This window comes from Azospirillum sp. (genome assembly GCF_050789165.1).
Genome location: NZ_JBOZRT010000074.1, coordinates 39,317 through 54,035 on the forward strand (window position 1 = coordinate 39,317; position 14,719 = coordinate 54,035).

At 67.6% G+C, this 14,719-nt stretch carries 12 protein-coding genes; 7 read left to right on the top strand and 5 right to left on the bottom strand.

Annotation, left to right across the window (positions count from 1 at the left end):
• Positions 1–33 precede the first annotated feature (33 nt).
• From ACRWK7_RS16510 to ACRWK7_RS16535, 6 genes are all read left to right on the top strand, one after another.
• A complete protein-coding gene (locus ACRWK7_RS16510; RefSeq protein WP_431857360.1) occupies positions 34–900 on the top strand; it encodes a hypothetical protein in 867 nt (288 codons plus the stop codon).
• A 55-nt stretch (positions 901–955) separates the two neighbouring features.
• A complete protein-coding gene (locus ACRWK7_RS16515; RefSeq protein WP_431857361.1) occupies positions 956–2,344 on the top strand; it encodes an FkbM family methyltransferase in 1,389 nt (462 codons plus the stop codon).
• Between the two features lie 87 nt (positions 2,345–2,431).
• Positions 2,432–5,155 carry an FkbM family methyltransferase gene (locus tag ACRWK7_RS16520; RefSeq protein ID WP_431857362.1) on the top strand — a complete coding sequence of 908 codons (2,724 nt, stop codon included), beginning with the start codon at positions 2,432–2,434 and terminating at the stop codon, positions 5,153–5,155.
• 118 nt (positions 5,156–5,273) lie between these two features.
• Positions 5,274–6,608 carry a class I SAM-dependent methyltransferase gene (locus ACRWK7_RS16525; protein ID WP_431857363.1) on the top strand — a complete coding sequence of 445 codons (1,335 nt, stop codon included), beginning with the start codon at positions 5,274–5,276 and terminating at the stop codon, positions 6,606–6,608.
• Positions 6,605–7,579: an SDR family NAD(P)-dependent oxidoreductase gene (locus ACRWK7_RS16530; protein WP_431857364.1), complete on the top strand. Its 975-nt coding sequence runs from the start codon at positions 6,605–6,607 to the stop codon at positions 7,577–7,579. The genes ACRWK7_RS16525 and ACRWK7_RS16530 overlap by 4 nt, the downstream gene beginning before the upstream one ends.
• Positions 7,580–7,629: 50 nt before the next feature.
• Positions 7,630–8,484, top strand: a complete 855-nt coding sequence (locus tag ACRWK7_RS16535; protein ID WP_431857365.1) for an FkbM family methyltransferase — start codon at positions 7,630–7,632, stop codon at positions 8,482–8,484.
• Between the two features lie 190 nt (positions 8,485–8,674).
• On the opposite strand, the gene ACRWK7_RS16540 is transcribed toward ACRWK7_RS16535, so the two are convergent.
• The 4 genes from ACRWK7_RS16540 to ACRWK7_RS16555 form a co-directional block, all read right to left on the bottom strand.
• A complete protein-coding gene (locus tag ACRWK7_RS16540) occupies positions 8,675–9,412 on the bottom strand; it encodes an NTP transferase domain-containing protein (RefSeq protein WP_431857366.1) in 738 nt (245 codons plus the stop codon).
• Positions 9,400–9,729 (bottom strand): hypothetical protein, encoded by a 330-nt coding sequence (locus tag ACRWK7_RS16545; RefSeq protein WP_431857367.1) that lies wholly within the window; start codon positions 9,727–9,729, stop codon positions 9,400–9,402. Before ACRWK7_RS16545 ends, ACRWK7_RS16540 begins: the two co-directional genes overlap by 13 nt.
• A 1-nt stretch (position 9,730) precedes the next feature.
• Complete coding sequence (locus ACRWK7_RS16550; protein WP_431857368.1) at positions 9,731–10,903, bottom strand: RuBisCO large subunit C-terminal-like domain-containing protein; 1,173 nt, start codon at positions 10,901–10,903, stop codon at positions 9,731–9,733.
• A 75-nt stretch (positions 10,904–10,978) separates the two neighbouring features.
• Complete coding sequence (locus ACRWK7_RS16555) at positions 10,979–11,449, bottom strand: hypothetical protein (RefSeq protein WP_431857369.1); 471 nt, start codon at positions 11,447–11,449, stop codon at positions 10,979–10,981.
• A 303-nt stretch (positions 11,450–11,752) separates the two neighbouring features.
• On the opposite strand from ACRWK7_RS16555, the gene ACRWK7_RS16560 reads away from it, so the two are divergent.
• Positions 11,753–12,658 (top strand): GDP-L-fucose synthase family protein, encoded by a 906-nt coding sequence (locus ACRWK7_RS16560; protein ID WP_431857424.1) that lies wholly within the window; start codon positions 11,753–11,755, stop codon positions 12,656–12,658.
• Positions 12,659–12,671: 13 nt separating this feature from the next.
• On the opposite strand, the gene ACRWK7_RS16565 is transcribed toward ACRWK7_RS16560, so the two are convergent.
• Positions 12,672–14,678, bottom strand: a complete 2,007-nt coding sequence (locus ACRWK7_RS16565) for a tetratricopeptide repeat protein (RefSeq protein WP_431857370.1) — start codon at positions 14,676–14,678, stop codon at positions 12,672–12,674.
• Between the last annotated feature and the right edge of the window lie 41 nt (positions 14,679–14,719).

Genomic DNA, 14,719 nt, shown 5'->3' on the forward strand with positions numbered 1-14,719 from the left:
CGGCCGGCGACCCGAACCGCCCGTGAGGTCACGATGGCCGATGGTCCCCCGACGCACCGGCAGCCGGTCTGCATCAGCGTCATCAACACGCCGGTCGACGAGGTCGCCGAGTCCCTGCGACACGGCCTTGCCGAGTTGGGCTTCGCCCCCACCGTGGTGCCCGACGCGCTGATTCCGGGAGTGCCGACCATCATCATGGGCGGCCACCAGCTCGGCAACTGGGCGCCGGTGCCGGCGGACGCGGTCATCTTCAACCTGGAGCAGCTCGGCGCCGCGCCGCACATCACGCCGACCTATCTCGCCAAGCTCGGCGGCCACACCGTGTGGGACTACAGCCGGACGAACATCGCGTGGCTGCGCGAGCGCGGCATCAACGCCAGCGCGCAGTGGATCCGCGTGGGCTATTCGCCGGGCCTGACGCGCATTCCGCAAGCGCCGGCGCAGGACATCGACGTGGTCTTCTACGGCTCGCTCAGCCCGCGGCGTATCGCGGTGCTGCAGGCCCTCAAGGAGCGCGGGCTGAATGTCGCCGTGCTCCACCGCATGTTCGGCGCCGAGCGCGACGGCTACATTGCCCGCGCCAAGGTGGTGCTGAACGTGAATTACTACGATGCCCAGATCTTCGAGATCGTTCGGACCAGCTTCCTTCTGTCCAACCGCAAGGCGACCGTGATCGAGGCCGCCGACGACGGCGACGTCGAGCCGGACTTCCGCACGGCGGCGGCGGTGGCGCCCTACAACCGCTTGGTCGAGGCCTGCTGCGCCCTCGTCGCCGACGACGCCCGCCGCCGCGCCCTCGAAGAGGAGGCGTTCCGCGTCTTCTCCGGCCGCTCGCAGGCGGAGTTCCTGCGCGAAGCCGCCGGCACGCTGCCGGTTCGCAGCGCTAGCCCTGGTCCGTGATGCGGATCGTCACAGCCCTAAAGGATGCCGCCCTATGCCTGATCCCGGAAGCGCGATGGACACGCCTTCGCTCCGCTCCCTGTTGGTTGCGTGTGCGGGTGCGGCATCGGACGACCCGTACGCGCATTTCCTCGCAGGCTTGGTCGCGTACGACGCCGGGCTGCTCGGGGAGGCCGTGGACGGGGTCGCCGCGTCGCTCAGGATGGATCCGGCACGGGATTGCCGGACGGCGACGTTCCGAAGGATGGTGGTGGAGGTCTACTCGCGGGCCGACATGCTGGCCCGCACCGGGCGGGTTCACGACGCGGCGAGCATCCTCGCGGCTGTGGTGCGCAATCTTCCGGAGGACCAGCAGGCAAGAGCGGGCCTGAACGCGGCGCTCATGTCAATGCTGCGGGAGCCCATGATGCTTCATCGCGGCGGCCAGCTGCAAGCGGCCAAGGACGGCTACGAAGCCGTCCTGCGGCTGGATCCGGGCAATCGCAATGCGCGCCATCTCCTGGGATTGGTGCTCAAGCACCAAGGCGACGCGTTGCGGAGCCTGGAGCTTCTGGCCCAGGTCAACATGGAGCTGCCGTATTCGGCCGACTTTCATCTGAACCTGTGCAATGCCGTCGGCTTCACGATCGGCAAGGCGGAGGAGTTCGCCAGGCTTGGCGATACGGCAAGGTCCGAGGCCCATTACCGAGCCGTGATCGACTGCCTGAAGGGCATCGACGATCCGACGCATCCGCTGGCGCAACGTGGCTACCATGTCGACCCGGACCTGCCGCTGCCCCGCCAAGCGGACATCGTCTATGCCAATGTCCACGGGCATATCCTGAAGGAGGATTTTCTTTCCTACTTGCCGGAGGATGCCGCGATCTTCGAATGCGGCGCCGCCGACGGGCACGACAGCGTCGAGCTGGCCTCCCTGTTTCCCAAGGGCATGGTGTATTCGGTGGAGGCGTCCAGGCGTGAATACGCCGTGCTGCTGGAAGCCACGCGGGGCTGCCCAAACGTCAGGACGTTCAACTTCGCCATTTCCGAAGCCGAAGGCGAGGCGACGTTCTACATCTACAAGGACACGATCGGGCGGAACACCATGCTCCGCCCGGAGACATCGAGACAGGACGAGTTCGAGGCCAACACCGTGCCGGCCATGCCGCTCAGCGCCTGGGCGGAGCGAAACGGCATCACGCGCCTCGATCTTCTGTGGCTGGACATGGAGGGAGCCGAACTGATGGCGCTCCAGAGCGCTGGCGATCTCATTGCTTCGGTGCGGGCGGTCTACGCCGAAGTGTCGAAGACCGGGATGGCGTTCGACGGCTCGTGCACGTACGAGGAAGTCGCGCGCTGGCTGGGGGAGCGTGGTTTTGTCGTCGAACGGGAACTGCTCCCGTTCAATGGCGAGGGAAACGTACTCTTTGTCCGGCGGGAGTTGTCGCGGAAGGTGGCCTCGTAGGGCGCCGCCCCGGCCCCCGGTCGGTTGCTCCCTCCGGACCGGCGACGGCCTCCGTTTTCGCGCGAGGTCTCGGGGCACCGGTCTTTCATGGGAATCGCGATGCCGCTACACTCCCCGGTCAGCGGAGCGGATCGTCTGCTCCTTGGATCCGGGCTGGAAGGTTTCGTGAAAGTATCATCGCAGTTCATCACGTTGCGCGAACCCGACAACCAGCCGAAGGCCGAAGATGACGCGCTCCGCCTGAGGTGCGGCCGCATCTTCCTGTCGGTTCCGGCTGGAGCGGTGACCTCGCTCAACGACGGCGACCTGGCGTTGGTGCGCCGCCTTGCCACCTCGCCACCGCTGACGGCGCAGACCGACACGGCCTTCCAGACGGAGCTGCTCGAGCGCTGGTTCGCCACCGAGGTGCCGACCGCCGGCGTGCTCCTCGCCGCCATGACGACGATGCAGGCCCACGACCTGCCGCCGCCGCCACCGTTCTCCGCGGTTCCCGGCTGGCTGCGGGAAATCTGGCTCAGCTTCCTGCTGAGGAACCCGCCGCTCTTCCGCCGGGTCGGCGAGCGCGAGCGGTACGCGGAACGGGCGCTGGCGGTGATCGAGCGCGTGTACGACGCGGTGGTCACCGATCCGCTGCCGGAGGCGCAGCGGCTGGGCGAACAGTTCCGCAACGAAGCCCGCATGGAGGCGCTCTACTTCACCGACGGTGACCCGACCGCCGCGTTCCGGCGCTGGGCCGAGATTATTGAGGTCACGGCGTTGCGGGTGGGGTTACCGGTCAGCCACGGGTTTGCACCGACGGCGCGGCCGCGGCCGCGCGTCGGGCTGCTGCTGAACAGCCTCTATGCGGGCCCGGAACCCCTTTACCTGATCGCGCATCTGTCGCCGGAACTGGGACGGCGCTTCGACGTCACGCTGTTCCTGCTCACTGAGGTGGTCGACCCGGGGCTGCGCGAAACGGTCGAGCGGACCGGGGTGCGTATCGTTCATGTGCCGCGTGGCGCAGTCAACACGCGCGTGGCCTGGATCCGTGCGCACGACCTTGATCTGATGCTGTTTGCCAGCAACTGCGCGGTGTACGGCGAAAGCACCTTCCTGTCGATGTGCCGGCTGGCGCGCGTGCAGGTGACCGGCGCCGCCTCGCCGGTGTCGCCCGGCTTCACCCAGCACGACTATTACCTGCTGGGCGAGGACAACGTCGGCCCCGACTACGCGCAGCACTGCACCGAAACGCTGTACCGGCTGCCGGGACTTTGCACCTACTATGCCTTCGGGCTCGACCAGAGCCCGGGGTCGGTGTCCGTCGGCCGCGACGACCTCCAGATCCCGCATGACGCCCCGATCTTCATCTCCACCGCCAATTATATGAAGATCAATGCCGAGCTGGTTCAGCTCTGGGCGCGCATCCTGTGTCGGGTGCCCAAGGCCGTCCTGCTCCTGGCGCCGTTCAATCCGAACTGGCGGCCGAACTACCAGGAAGACATCCTCGAGGATCTGCTGAGAGTGCAGATGAGAGCGTGTGGCGTTGACCCGGCGCGCGTCAGGATCGTTCGGCGCCTGCCGCAGCGCGCGGACGTCCAGCGGCTGATCGGGATCGCCGACGTTTACCTCGACAGCTTTCCCTTCGGCGGCGCCTGTTCCATGATCGACCCGCTGGAGGTCGGCGTTCCGGTTGTGGTGCGCGATGCTCCCAACTTCCGTGGGTCCATCGCCGCCTGCATGCTGCGCGACATTGGTCTGGGTGACATGGTGGCGCGCGACGAGGAGGCGTACGTGGAGGCGGCCGTGCGTCTGGGATCCTCCGCGCCGGCGCAGGAGACCGCCCGCCGCCGCATCCGCGCCAGTGCGGCGACGAACCGGGCATTCACCGATTGCACCGCCTATGCCGGCCGTTTCCTCGACGCCTGCCAAATGATGATCGACGGGTACGCCGAGCGGTTCCGCCGCCGCATGGCCGAACCGGCGCGCACCCGGAGCGCCCTGACGGACTTGGTCGCCCGGCTGGCGGCCGGACGCAGTCCGTGGCTGAATACGCTCAGCGACACCAAGCTCATTCCCTTGTTGCTCCTTCCCTATTTCAAAGCGCTGGGTGACGTGGAGGGAGGAAGGCTGCTGGTCGATGTCGGTGCCTGTGTCGGAGACTTCGCGCGGCCTTTCCTCCTGGACGGGTGGAGCGGCCACATGCTGGAGCCCGACGCCTCCTGCGAAGCGAGCCTGTCGGCCCTGACCGCGGAGTTCTCCGGCCGCGCGCATCACCACGCCATGGTCGCCGTGGACGCGCCGGTCAACAGCGTCACCTACCACCGCACCGCCGTCGGCCTGTCCGGCCTCGGCCCCTCGCCCTATGCGCCGACCTTGCAGACGGTGGTCCTGCCGGCAACCCGGCTTGCGGACCTCGCCCGGTCCGAAGGGATGTCCCGGATCGACCTTCTCAAGGTCGATGCTGAAGGCTTCGATTTCACGGTCCTGAACGGTCACGATTTTGCGGCGCTTCCGCCGCGGCTGGTCATGGTGGAGTTCGGCGACATGTATGCCGGACAGAGCCGGGCGGAGATCGCGGAAGGCATCCGCGCCATGGCCGAACGCGGCTATGACGCCATGATCTTCAGTTGCGAGGATGACGGGAACTTCCGCAAGGGGGTGTGGGAGTACCGCGTCATCGCGGTGACCTTCGAGGAGCCGCGGCCGAACAAGGCCGGCGCGGTGTTCGGGAACATTATTTTCTTCCGTCGCGACGATGCGCTGCTGCCGGCGCTTCTCCTCGGGCTCGTCGAGAGCTTCTTGCCGGGTGGCGAGCGGGGCTCCGGCGGGTGACGGCGCCACGCGCCGGGAGATCGCCGCACGCCCTGTGGCCGCTTGCCTCGGGCGTGCCCGGACCGTATAAGATCCGGCGTCGGTCCCACAGGAACTTCGTGGTGCAGGTACCTTTCTGATGTCCTTTCCGCTTGGCGCCGCATCGAACGCCACCCCGATCTCGTGCTGCCGCGTCTGCGGAAATCCGGCGTTGGTTCCTATCCTCGATCTGGGGGAGCACAGCCTTACCGGGCGGTTCCCCCGGCCGGACGAGAAGGATCCCCCGTCCGGCCCCCTCGCCCTGGTGATGTGCGACCGCTCGGCCGCCGCGGACGGCGCGGCCTGCGGCACGCTGCAGCTCAGCCACGACTACGAGCAGTCCGAGATGTTCGGGGAGCGGTACGGCTACCGTTCCTCCGTTACGGAAACCATGCGCCGGCACCTCCATGCAAAGGCCCATGCGCTGGTCGAGCGCGCCGCGCCGGCCGCTGGCGACGTGGTGCTCGACATCGGCTGCAACGACGGCACGCTGCTGCGCTGCTACGACGGGATGGGGCTGCGGCGCATCGGGATCGACCCGTCGAGCGGGCCTTTCGTCGGCAGCCTGCCGCCGGACATCGAACTGGTGATCGATTTCTTCAGCGCCGACCGGGTCCGCCCGTTGCTGGGCGGCGCCAAGCTGAAGATCGTCACCTCCATCGCCATGTTCTACGACCTGCCGGACCCCGTGCAGTTCATGCGGGAGGTCCGGGCGCTGCTCGCCGACGACGGCATTTGGGAGATGGAACAGTCTTACATGCCGCTCATGCTGAGCGAGCTGACCTACGACACCATCTGCCACGAGCATCTGACCTATTACGGGTTGACGCAGATCGCCTGGATGGCGGAGCGCGCCGATCTTCGGATTCTCGATGCCTCCACCAACGACGTGAACGGTGGCAGCTTCCGCGTTCAGCTCACCCCAAGGCATGGACCGCGCCGCCCGGCGCCGGAGTCCGAACGGGCGATCGCCGCGTTGCTGGCCGAGGAGGCGCGCAGCGGCCTGGACAGCGCGGCTCCCCACTTGACCTTCGCCGAGCGGATCAGCCATCACCGCGATGTGGTCCGCGATTTCTTCCGCCTCGCGGAGGGCAAGGTGGTGCTGGGCTACGGCGCCTCGACCAAGGGCAACGTGATCCTGCAATACTGCGGCGTGACCACGCGCGAGCTGCCGGCCATCCTTGAGCGCTACGCCCCGAAGTGCGGGCTGGTGACGCCGGGTTCCCGCATTCCCATCATTTCCGAGGACGAGGGACGCGCCCGGCGGCCCGACTTTCTGCTGGTGTTCCCCTGGCACTTCCGCGACGAGATCGTCCGCCGCGAGGCGGCATTCCTCGAGGCCGGTGGACATTTGGTGTTCCCGCTGCCGCGCTTCGAGATCGTCGGCAAGGACGGCGTTCTGCAATCCACGGCGCTGGGAAAGACCGCGGCGTGACCGGCAGGACGGCGCTGATCACGGGAGCGCTTGGTCAGGACGGCGTCGTTTTGGCCACACGGCTGGCCGCGCAGGGGGAGCGGGTCATCGGCTTGGTGCGGCCGGAGCGGGCAGAAGACGCGGCGCCGGCGGGTGTTGACCTGCTCGGGATCGACCTGACCGATCCGGCGGCCATCGACGCGGTGGTGGCGCGCACCCGGCCGGATCTCGTGTTTCATGTCGCTGCGGTCCATCACGCTTCGGAAGCCCCGCTCGCGGCTGCGCCCGAGATGTGGCGCGCGATGACGGCCGTCAATTTCCAGGCCACCACGCACCTGATCCAGGCCATCCTGGCCCATGCACCGAAGGCGCGGCTGGTCTACACGGCGTCCAGCCATATGTACCGTCCCTCGGACGCCGACGCCGGCCCGGAGGGCCGCGTGATCGACGAGGAGAGCCCGCGGGATCCCGTGAACTGGTACGGGATGACCAAGCATTGGTCCGCCGAGGCCATCCGTTTCATGCGCGACCGCCATGGTCTTCACGGAAGCACCGCCATTCTCTTCAACCACGAATCGCATCGCCGTCCGGAGAGCTTCGTCAGCCGCAAGATCACCCGCGCGGCGGCGCGGATCGCGCGCGCGGGGGGCGAAACCTCCGAATGCCTGCACCTGCGCAACATCGGCGCGCTCGCAGACTGGAGCTGTGCCGACGAGGTGACCGACGCCCTCCTGCGCATGGGAGAGGCCGCGGAGCCCGGCGACTATGTGGTCGGCTCCGGTACCCTCGTGCCGGTCCGTGCGCTGGCCGAAGCCGCCTTCGCGGCCGTTGGGCTGGATTGGACCCGCCACGTGACCTGGGACGCCGACCGCGCCGGACCGGCGGTCCGTGCCAATCCGGCGAAAATCGCCGCGCGCCTCGGCTGGACGCCCCGCGTCCCCATCACAGAGGTGATCCGTCGGATGGTGGTTGCCGATTGCGCAGGGCTGTGAGCGCCAAAGGCGAGGGTGCCGCGGCGGACCCCGAGGAACAGGGAAAGACCATGTTCAAGCTTCTCGACATCGTTCCGGATGGCCTGCGCCCGTCCTTCGCCATCGTCGACATCGGCGCGGCGGACCTGGGGCCGGGCACGGACCCATACCACGCGCTGCTTGCCTATGAGAACGTGACGGTCTTCGGCTTCGAGCCGAACCAGGAGAAGTGCCGGCAACGTAACGCCGACGCGCCGCGCGGGCGCAAATACTTTCCACAGTTCGTCGGTGACGGCAGTCGGCGGGTCTTCCACGCGACGCAGAACCCGTTCACCTCGTCGCTCTACCGCCCGGACGACGGCGTGCTGAGCTGCTTTCAGAGGATGGACCTGCCTGTCGTCGCCACCGAAGAGGTCGACACCGTCCGACTGGACGACGTGGCCGAGATTGGAGCGGTCGATTTCCTGAAGATCGACGTGCAGGGCGCCGAACTCGACGTGCTGCGTGGTGCCGGGCGGATCCTGTCCAACACGCTGGTGATCCACACGGAGGTGGAGTTCATACCGATCTACGCGTCGCAGCCCCTCTATTCCGATATCGACGTGTTCCTGCGTGGACACGGCTTTCTGTTACATAAGTTCATCGATGTCTTCAGCCGGCAGATGAAGCCGATGGTCTTCAACGGCGACCTGTTCGCCAAGGGCAGTCAGGTGATCTACGCGGAAGCCGCCGTGTTCGCCCGCAATTTTCACAGCGTCGGGCAGATGAGCGACGGCGATCTGCTGAAGACCGCCTGCATCATGCACGACGTCTACGGGTCCTACGATTTCACCGGATACCTTCTGCACGCGCTGGACCAGCGCAACAACACAAGCCTGCTGCAACGCTATATCGACCGCTTCAATTCGCAGAATTGCGGAGCGTGAGGGGGAGCCGGTACGCCGCCGTCATGGGGCGCAGAGCGACCTGACGGGTACGCAGGCGGCCCCCGCCGGAGTCGATCCTACGACGCCATGGCAAACGGGAGCCGCCGGTCAGACGATCCCCCGCGCGACACGTCTCCAAACCGTCGTGGCCGGGAGAGGCCCGGGCAGTTATTGCAGTTGCTCGGCGGTATCAGTCGCGGGCACCGCGGGCATAGTCGCGGTCCAGGTACGCCTGCAGGTTCTCCGGCTCGCCAACCGACCAGAACTCGCAGAGCGGGTACTCGAGGATCAGCCCGTCGAGGTGGTTGTACGCCGGCCCGACGTAGAACTCGCCGTTGGGCGCGCGGTCGTTCGCGGCGATCATGCGATCGGCGGCGTCCAGCAGGCCGGCGGCCCGGCGGAACCAATAGATGCCGATGGTCGCCCGGTCGGAGATGCGCTCCTTCTCGCGCACCGACACCACCTTATGCGGCACCGCCGGATCGAGCCCGACGTAGGAGTGGCGCAGCGTCTGGCGTTGCACCGTCGGGATGCCGCCTTCCGCGCCCCGGGCCCGGAACCAGTCCAGCGCCCAGTCGCCCGGCCACACCATGACCTGGTCGGCGTTGCACACCACCACTTCGCTGTCCGGGGTGGCCTCCAGCAGCGTGCGCGCCTTGAGGACCGTCTCCATCGGGCCGCCGGTGACGGCGTCGATCTCGACGCAGTGCAGGTCCGTGGTCGAGCCGAGGTGCTCCCGCGCGACCGGCGGCACCTCGTGCTGTCGCAGACAGACCAGGATCAGGCGATCGAAACCGAAGCCGAGATTGCGCACCGCGTGGACGAACATCGGTTCGTTCGTCGTCGGCACCGGATAGAGCACCTTGGTGTCGTGGATGCTCTTGAACCGGCTGCCGCGGCCGGCCATGGGGATGACTACGGTTCGCATAGCGTCTTATCGGAGGGGATCGACGGGACCTTGACGACGACGACGTGCGCCTGATCGGTCAGGACTTCGGCGTCGACCCGTTCGCCCTTGTGCAGGATGAACAGGTCGCCTTCCGTCAGCTCGCAGCCGTTGACGCGCATCGAGCCGCGGACGAGCAGGTTGTACTCCGTCACATGGTGGTGGATGTGCGGCGCGATGTACTCGTCGCGGTGGTGGATCTTCAGGCCCACCTCGAAGTCGGGGGTGCGCAGGAGCGAGGGTTCGAAGTTGCCGACGAACCAGCCTCCGGTGAAGTCCTCGATGCGGCGGACGTCCACGTCAGCGGCCCCACTTGTCGATGGCAACCTCCAGCTCGCGCGAGCTGCGGCCCTCGGCGGCGTCGCGGAACGCCTTGGCGCCGGCCAGCGAACCCATCGGGTGACCGTGGATGGCGCCGCCGGAGCTGACCATGATGTCGTAGCCGAACAGGTCCACCAGACCCTCGACCATGCCCGGGGTGGCGCCGCACGACAGGCTGGGCATCAGGCCCTTGAGCCCGTGCATCGGGCCGCGCAGCACGTCCATGCGCTTGGCCATGACGTCCTTCGGCTCGTCCAGGTAGCCGCCGACCATGCCGGCGTGGATGAAGTCGGCCCCGGCCAGCCGGACCAGCTTGCACCACACGGTGAAGGCGATGGAGAACGCGCCCTCGGTGATCACCCGGTCGCCCGACTTTTGGTAGTGGGCGAAGAGGTTGTCGCCGAGCTGCACGACGTACTGGTAGGCGTCGAGCCCACCCCAGATGTTGTAGTGGAAGCCCGAGCAGCCGTGCTTGTTCAGAACGCCCACGACCTCCGGCAGCCGGTGGATCGGGCTGGTGATGCAGGGGCAGAAGATGACCTTGTAGTGCTCCAGCGCACGGACCACCGCCTCGACGCGCGCCTCGAACGGGCAGAGGGCGATCTCGCCGAGGATCTCGTCCTCCTTGATGAAGTCGACGCCGCCGTCGGCCATCTGCTTGCACATGTCGACCAGCTGCTGGATCGTGATGCCGGTCTTCGGCTTGACGATGCCGCCGATCAGCGGGCGGTCGTAGGCGCCCAGGTACTGGCGGATGCCTTCGATGCCGTTCTTCGGCCCGCGGTACTGCGCGACGATGGACGCCGGCAGCTCCAGATCCTCCAGACGGCACTCGCTCAGCAGGTCGATGTCCATCTGGCCGCCCATCAGGCACATCAGCAGGTGCGTGAACGACCCGTCGGTGAAGTTGCCCGCCGGGAAGCCGATCACCGCGGTGCCGTAGCCGCCGCCCTCGTCCTTCAGCGAGCGGATCTCGCAGCCGTAGCGCTGCCACATCTCATCGGTTTCGCTGTCCAGGCGGACGTTGGGGTTGCCGATCGACTGCCCGATGGCGATGGCTTCGGCCGCCTTCTCGAGGTTGTTGCTCTTGATCTTGAAGGTGGCGACAACGTCGTTGTTGCGCGTAGCGCGGTAGATTCCGGAGTTGGACATAGACTTCTCTCACCATCAAGTACAAGAGGGGCAGAGTGGCGCAGGGCCTGCCTCGGGCCGCGCCGCCTCGATCGGTCAGACGCGCGCCAGCACCGAGCGGACGATTAAAGGATAATCGGTGCAAATGCCAGCGGCTTGGTGTTGTATCGATCGGACAAAATCCTCCAGCGGGCGGGAGTCGCCAACCAGCTCGGGAGCACACATGACGCTCTGGGCGGTGGCCGGCTGTCCGTAGTTCGTCCACAGCAAGCCGCGCAGCGTCAGCACGTAGCGATCGTTGTCGATGGCGAAGGCATCGGCGTGCCGCAGCGGTGGGACATGCGGCGACTTCAGGTGGAAGATGACCTCTTCGCGGTCGAACTCGGCCAGATCGATGGGGTGCGTGGGGTCGTCGTGCCCGAGGAACCAAGCGCCGTCCACGCACCAGAGATCGACTTCGACGTGGAACCCCCGGGCGATGCATTCCCGGATAAAGGCCGGTTCGTTCTCGCGGGGGCTCTTGCCCGAAAGGTTGCCCCGGTGCGAATAGACTTTCATCAGTTCCACTCTTGCAGATCCCTCGACCGCTCCGCAGGCGTGCTGCGTGGCGCGCGTGCGCATTCCACTTTCGAGGTGTCCGGTCGCGGCGACACTTTCCGCGAGGCGCCGTCGCGAGTCAATGGCAGAGTGCACGGTCTCCGGTCCGCCCAGGGACACGCGCCCGGTGTGCATGCGGCTCTGGACCGGGCTCGCTGCAAGGTGCTAGGAGAATGTGCGGTGCGAACATAGACAGAGGCGAATGCCGCGGTGGAGAAGCAACCCTTGTTCTCGTTGGAAGGCAAGCGCGTCTGGGTCGCCGGCCATCGCGGCATGGCGGGATCGGCCATCGTGCGTCGCCTGGAACGGGAGAACTGCGAGATCCTGACCGTCGGGCGGGAGCAGCTGAACCTGATCCGCCAGGCGGACGTCGAGGACTGGATGGCGCAGGCGCGCCCCGACGTTGTCTTCGTCGCCGCGGCGACGGTGGGCGGCATCCACGCCAACAGCAGCCGCCCGGCGGAATTCCTCTACGACAACCTCGTCATCGAGACCAACGTCATCAACGCCGCCCACCGCAGCGGCGTGAAGAAGCTGGTCTTCCTCGGCTCCTCCTGCATCTACCCGCGCCTCGCGCCGCAGCCGATGACCGAGGACATGCTGCTCACCGGGCCGCTGGAGCCGACCAACCAGTGGTACGCCATCGCCAAGATCGCCGGCATCAAGCTGTGTCAGGCGTACCGGCGGCAGTATGGCTGCGACTTTGTGTCGGCGATGCCGACCAACCTGTACGGCGCCGGCGACAACTTCGACCTCGCGCAGGGGCATGTCGCCGCCGCGCTGCTGGCGAAGATCCACCATGCCAAGGAGACCGGCGCCGCCACGGTCGATCTCTGGGGCACCGGCACGCCGCTGCGCGAGTTCCTGTTCGTCGATGATCTGGCCGACGGCTTGGTCTTCGTCGCCAAGCACTACTCCGGCGAGGAGCACATCAACGTCGGCACCGGCGAGGAGATCAGCATCCGCGATCTGGCCCGGACGCTGGCCGACATCATCGGCTACACGGGTGAGTTCCGCTTCGATTCCACGAAGCCGGACGGCACGCCGCGCAAGCTGATGGACGTCAGCCGCATGACGGAATTGGGCTGGCGCGCCCCGACCAGCCTACGCGAGGGCTTCGCCCGCACCTATTCCTGGTACGTCGAGAACCTGCGCGCCGGGCGCCTGCGCGGCGCCTGACCGGCCCGCCGCCTCACGCCGGCGTGCCGGGCGGCAGCGGCTCCACCGCAAACGGCTGCGGCGGCCGGCCGGAACGGTGGATGTCCCACATCGTCGTGTACGCCCGCTCCAGGTGGCGGGTGAAGCGCCGGCTGTCGAACAGCGGCACGCTCAGGCGCGTCTCCTCCAGCTGGCGGCGCAGCGCTGCCAGCCGCTCCGGCTGGTGGGCGAGGCTCAGGGCGAGGGCCTCGTAGTCGGCGAGCGAGGTGGTGATCAGCTCGTCCATCCTGGCGGCGCTCAGCAGGCTGGCGGCGACGCGGGAGGCGAAGGTGTCGCCGATCAGCGTCACCGTCGGCAGCCCCATCCACAGCGCGTCGGACGTCGTGGTGTGGCCCGTGTAGGGATAGCTGTCCAGCGCCAGGTCAGCCACCCGGTAGCGGGCGAGATGGTCGGCCAGCGGCCGCTTCGGCGCGAAGACGACGCGCGCCGGGTCGATGCCGTGCGCCGCCGCCGCGCGGCGGAGATTGCCGACGGCGTCGGCGTTCGCCTCGAACAGCCACAGCACGCTGTTCGGCAACCGGCCCAGCAGCCGCATCCAGGCGCCGAACATCCGCGGCGACATCTTGTAGGTCGTGTTGAAGGCGCTGAAGACGAACCCGTCTTCCGGCAGCCCGCACTCCGCCCGGCTCGGCACGCGGCCGTTCAGCGGGCGGTGGCGGTCGTTGATCTGGTATGCGTCGGGCATCACCACGATGCGCTCGCTGAAGTGGTGCTGGTGCTCAAGCGGCGTCACGAACCGGTCGCCGACGATGTAGTCCATGCAGTCGCTGCCGATGGTGCCCGGGAAGCCGAGATAGGCCACCTGCACCGGGGCCAGCCGGCACGACAGCAGGTCGAGGCGGCTCTGCTTCGTGTAGCCCTTCAGGTCGACCAGGATGTCGATGCCGTCCTCGGCCATCAGCCGGCGGACCTGGTCGATGCCGACGCTGCGGATGTCGCGGAAGGTGTCGAACGCCGCGATCAGGCGGCGGCGCATCGGGCTGCCGTCGTCCTGGCCGAAGGAATAGGCGAAGGTGCTGAAGCGCGTGCGGTCGTGCAGCTCGAACATCTCGGCGGCCAGATAGGCCGTGGCGTGCTCGTGGAAGTCGGCCGAGAAGTAGGCGATGCGCAGCCGTCCGTCGGCCGCCGACGGTGCCGTTGGCACCGGCCGGGCGAGATGGGGTGGGGCCTTCACCAGCGTGCGAAAGAAATGTCGCGCGGCGCGGAGCTGCTGCGCGGCGGTGGTCTCGATGGACAGGATGGCCAGCGGCAGCACGATGCCGCGGTCGTGGTCGATGATGTCGCCCGTCTCGCGCACCAGCGCCTCGTAGCCGTTCCAGTCGCACACCGCCTGCTTGGCGAACAGGTGATAGCTCTTGGTTTCGGTGCTGGTCGGGTCGAGGGCGATGGATCGCGCGTAGGCGCCCACCGCCCCGGCCAGCCGCCCGGCCTCGCGCAGCGCGTGTGCCAGATCGCGCCAGGCCACCGCGAACTCCGGGGAAACGGCGATAGCGCGCCGGTGCAGCGCCACGGCGCGGCCGACATAGCCGCGGTCGCGCATGATCATGCCCAGGTTGTTGAGCGCCATCGTGTCGTCGGGCCGCAGCTCGATGGCCTGCGTGAAGTCTTCGGCGGCGGCGTCGCGGTTGCCGCCGCTGTGCAGCGCGGAGCCGCGGTTGAGGTAGGCCTCGGGCGAAGGCTTGAGGCCGATCGCCCGCGACAGCATGGCGACGGCGTCGCCGAGGCGACCCTGGCGCTGCCGAACCGAGGCGAGGTTGACCAGGGCTTCGTTGAATCCGGGGTCGATGGACAGCGCGCGGACGAGCGCAGCGCCGGCCACATCCGGGTTGCCGAGAAGGAACTCGGTCACGCCGAGCAGCAGCAGCGTCTCCTTCTGCTCCGGCACGCTCCGCAGGATGGCCTTACAGACTCCGACGGCATCGGTGTGCCGGCCAGCCCGATGATGCTGGAAAGCGAGCTGGTACGCCTCGTTGAGGGTCATGGTCGTGCGGCCGGGGCGGTGGCATAGGAAAGGTGGCGGAT

Bases quoted from the DNA above. Each gene is read 5' to 3' on its own strand.
- ACRWK7_RS16510 (WP_431857360.1), top strand. From the start codon at position 34: ATGGCCGATGGTCCCCCGACGCACCGGCAGCCGGTCTGCATCAGCGTC.
- ACRWK7_RS16535 (WP_431857365.1), top strand. From the start codon at position 7,630: ATGTTCAAGCTTCTCGACATCGTTCCGGATGGCCTGCGCCCGTCCTTC.
- ACRWK7_RS16525 (WP_431857363.1), top strand. From the start codon at position 5,274: ATGTCCTTTCCGCTTGGCGCCGCATCGAACGCCACCCCGATCTCGTGC.
- ACRWK7_RS16560 (WP_431857424.1), top strand. From the start codon at position 11,753: ATGGCGGGATCGGCCATCGTGCGTCGCCTGGAACGGGAGAACTGCGAG.
- ACRWK7_RS16515 (WP_431857361.1), top strand. From the start codon at position 956: ATGGACACGCCTTCGCTCCGCTCCCTGTTGGTTGCGTGTGCGGGTGCG.
- ACRWK7_RS16540 (WP_431857366.1), bottom strand. From the start codon at position 9,412: ATGCGAACCGTAGTCATCCCCATGGCCGGCCGCGGCAGCCGGTTCAAG.
- ACRWK7_RS16520 (WP_431857362.1), top strand. From the start codon at position 2,432: ATGGGAATCGCGATGCCGCTACACTCCCCGGTCAGCGGAGCGGATCGT.
- ACRWK7_RS16565 (WP_431857370.1), bottom strand. From the start codon at position 14,678: ATGACCCTCAACGAGGCGTACCAGCTCGCTTTCCAGCATCATCGGGCT.
- ACRWK7_RS16550 (WP_431857368.1), bottom strand. From the start codon at position 10,903: ATGTCCAACTCCGGAATCTACCGCGCTACGCGCAACAACGACGTTGTC.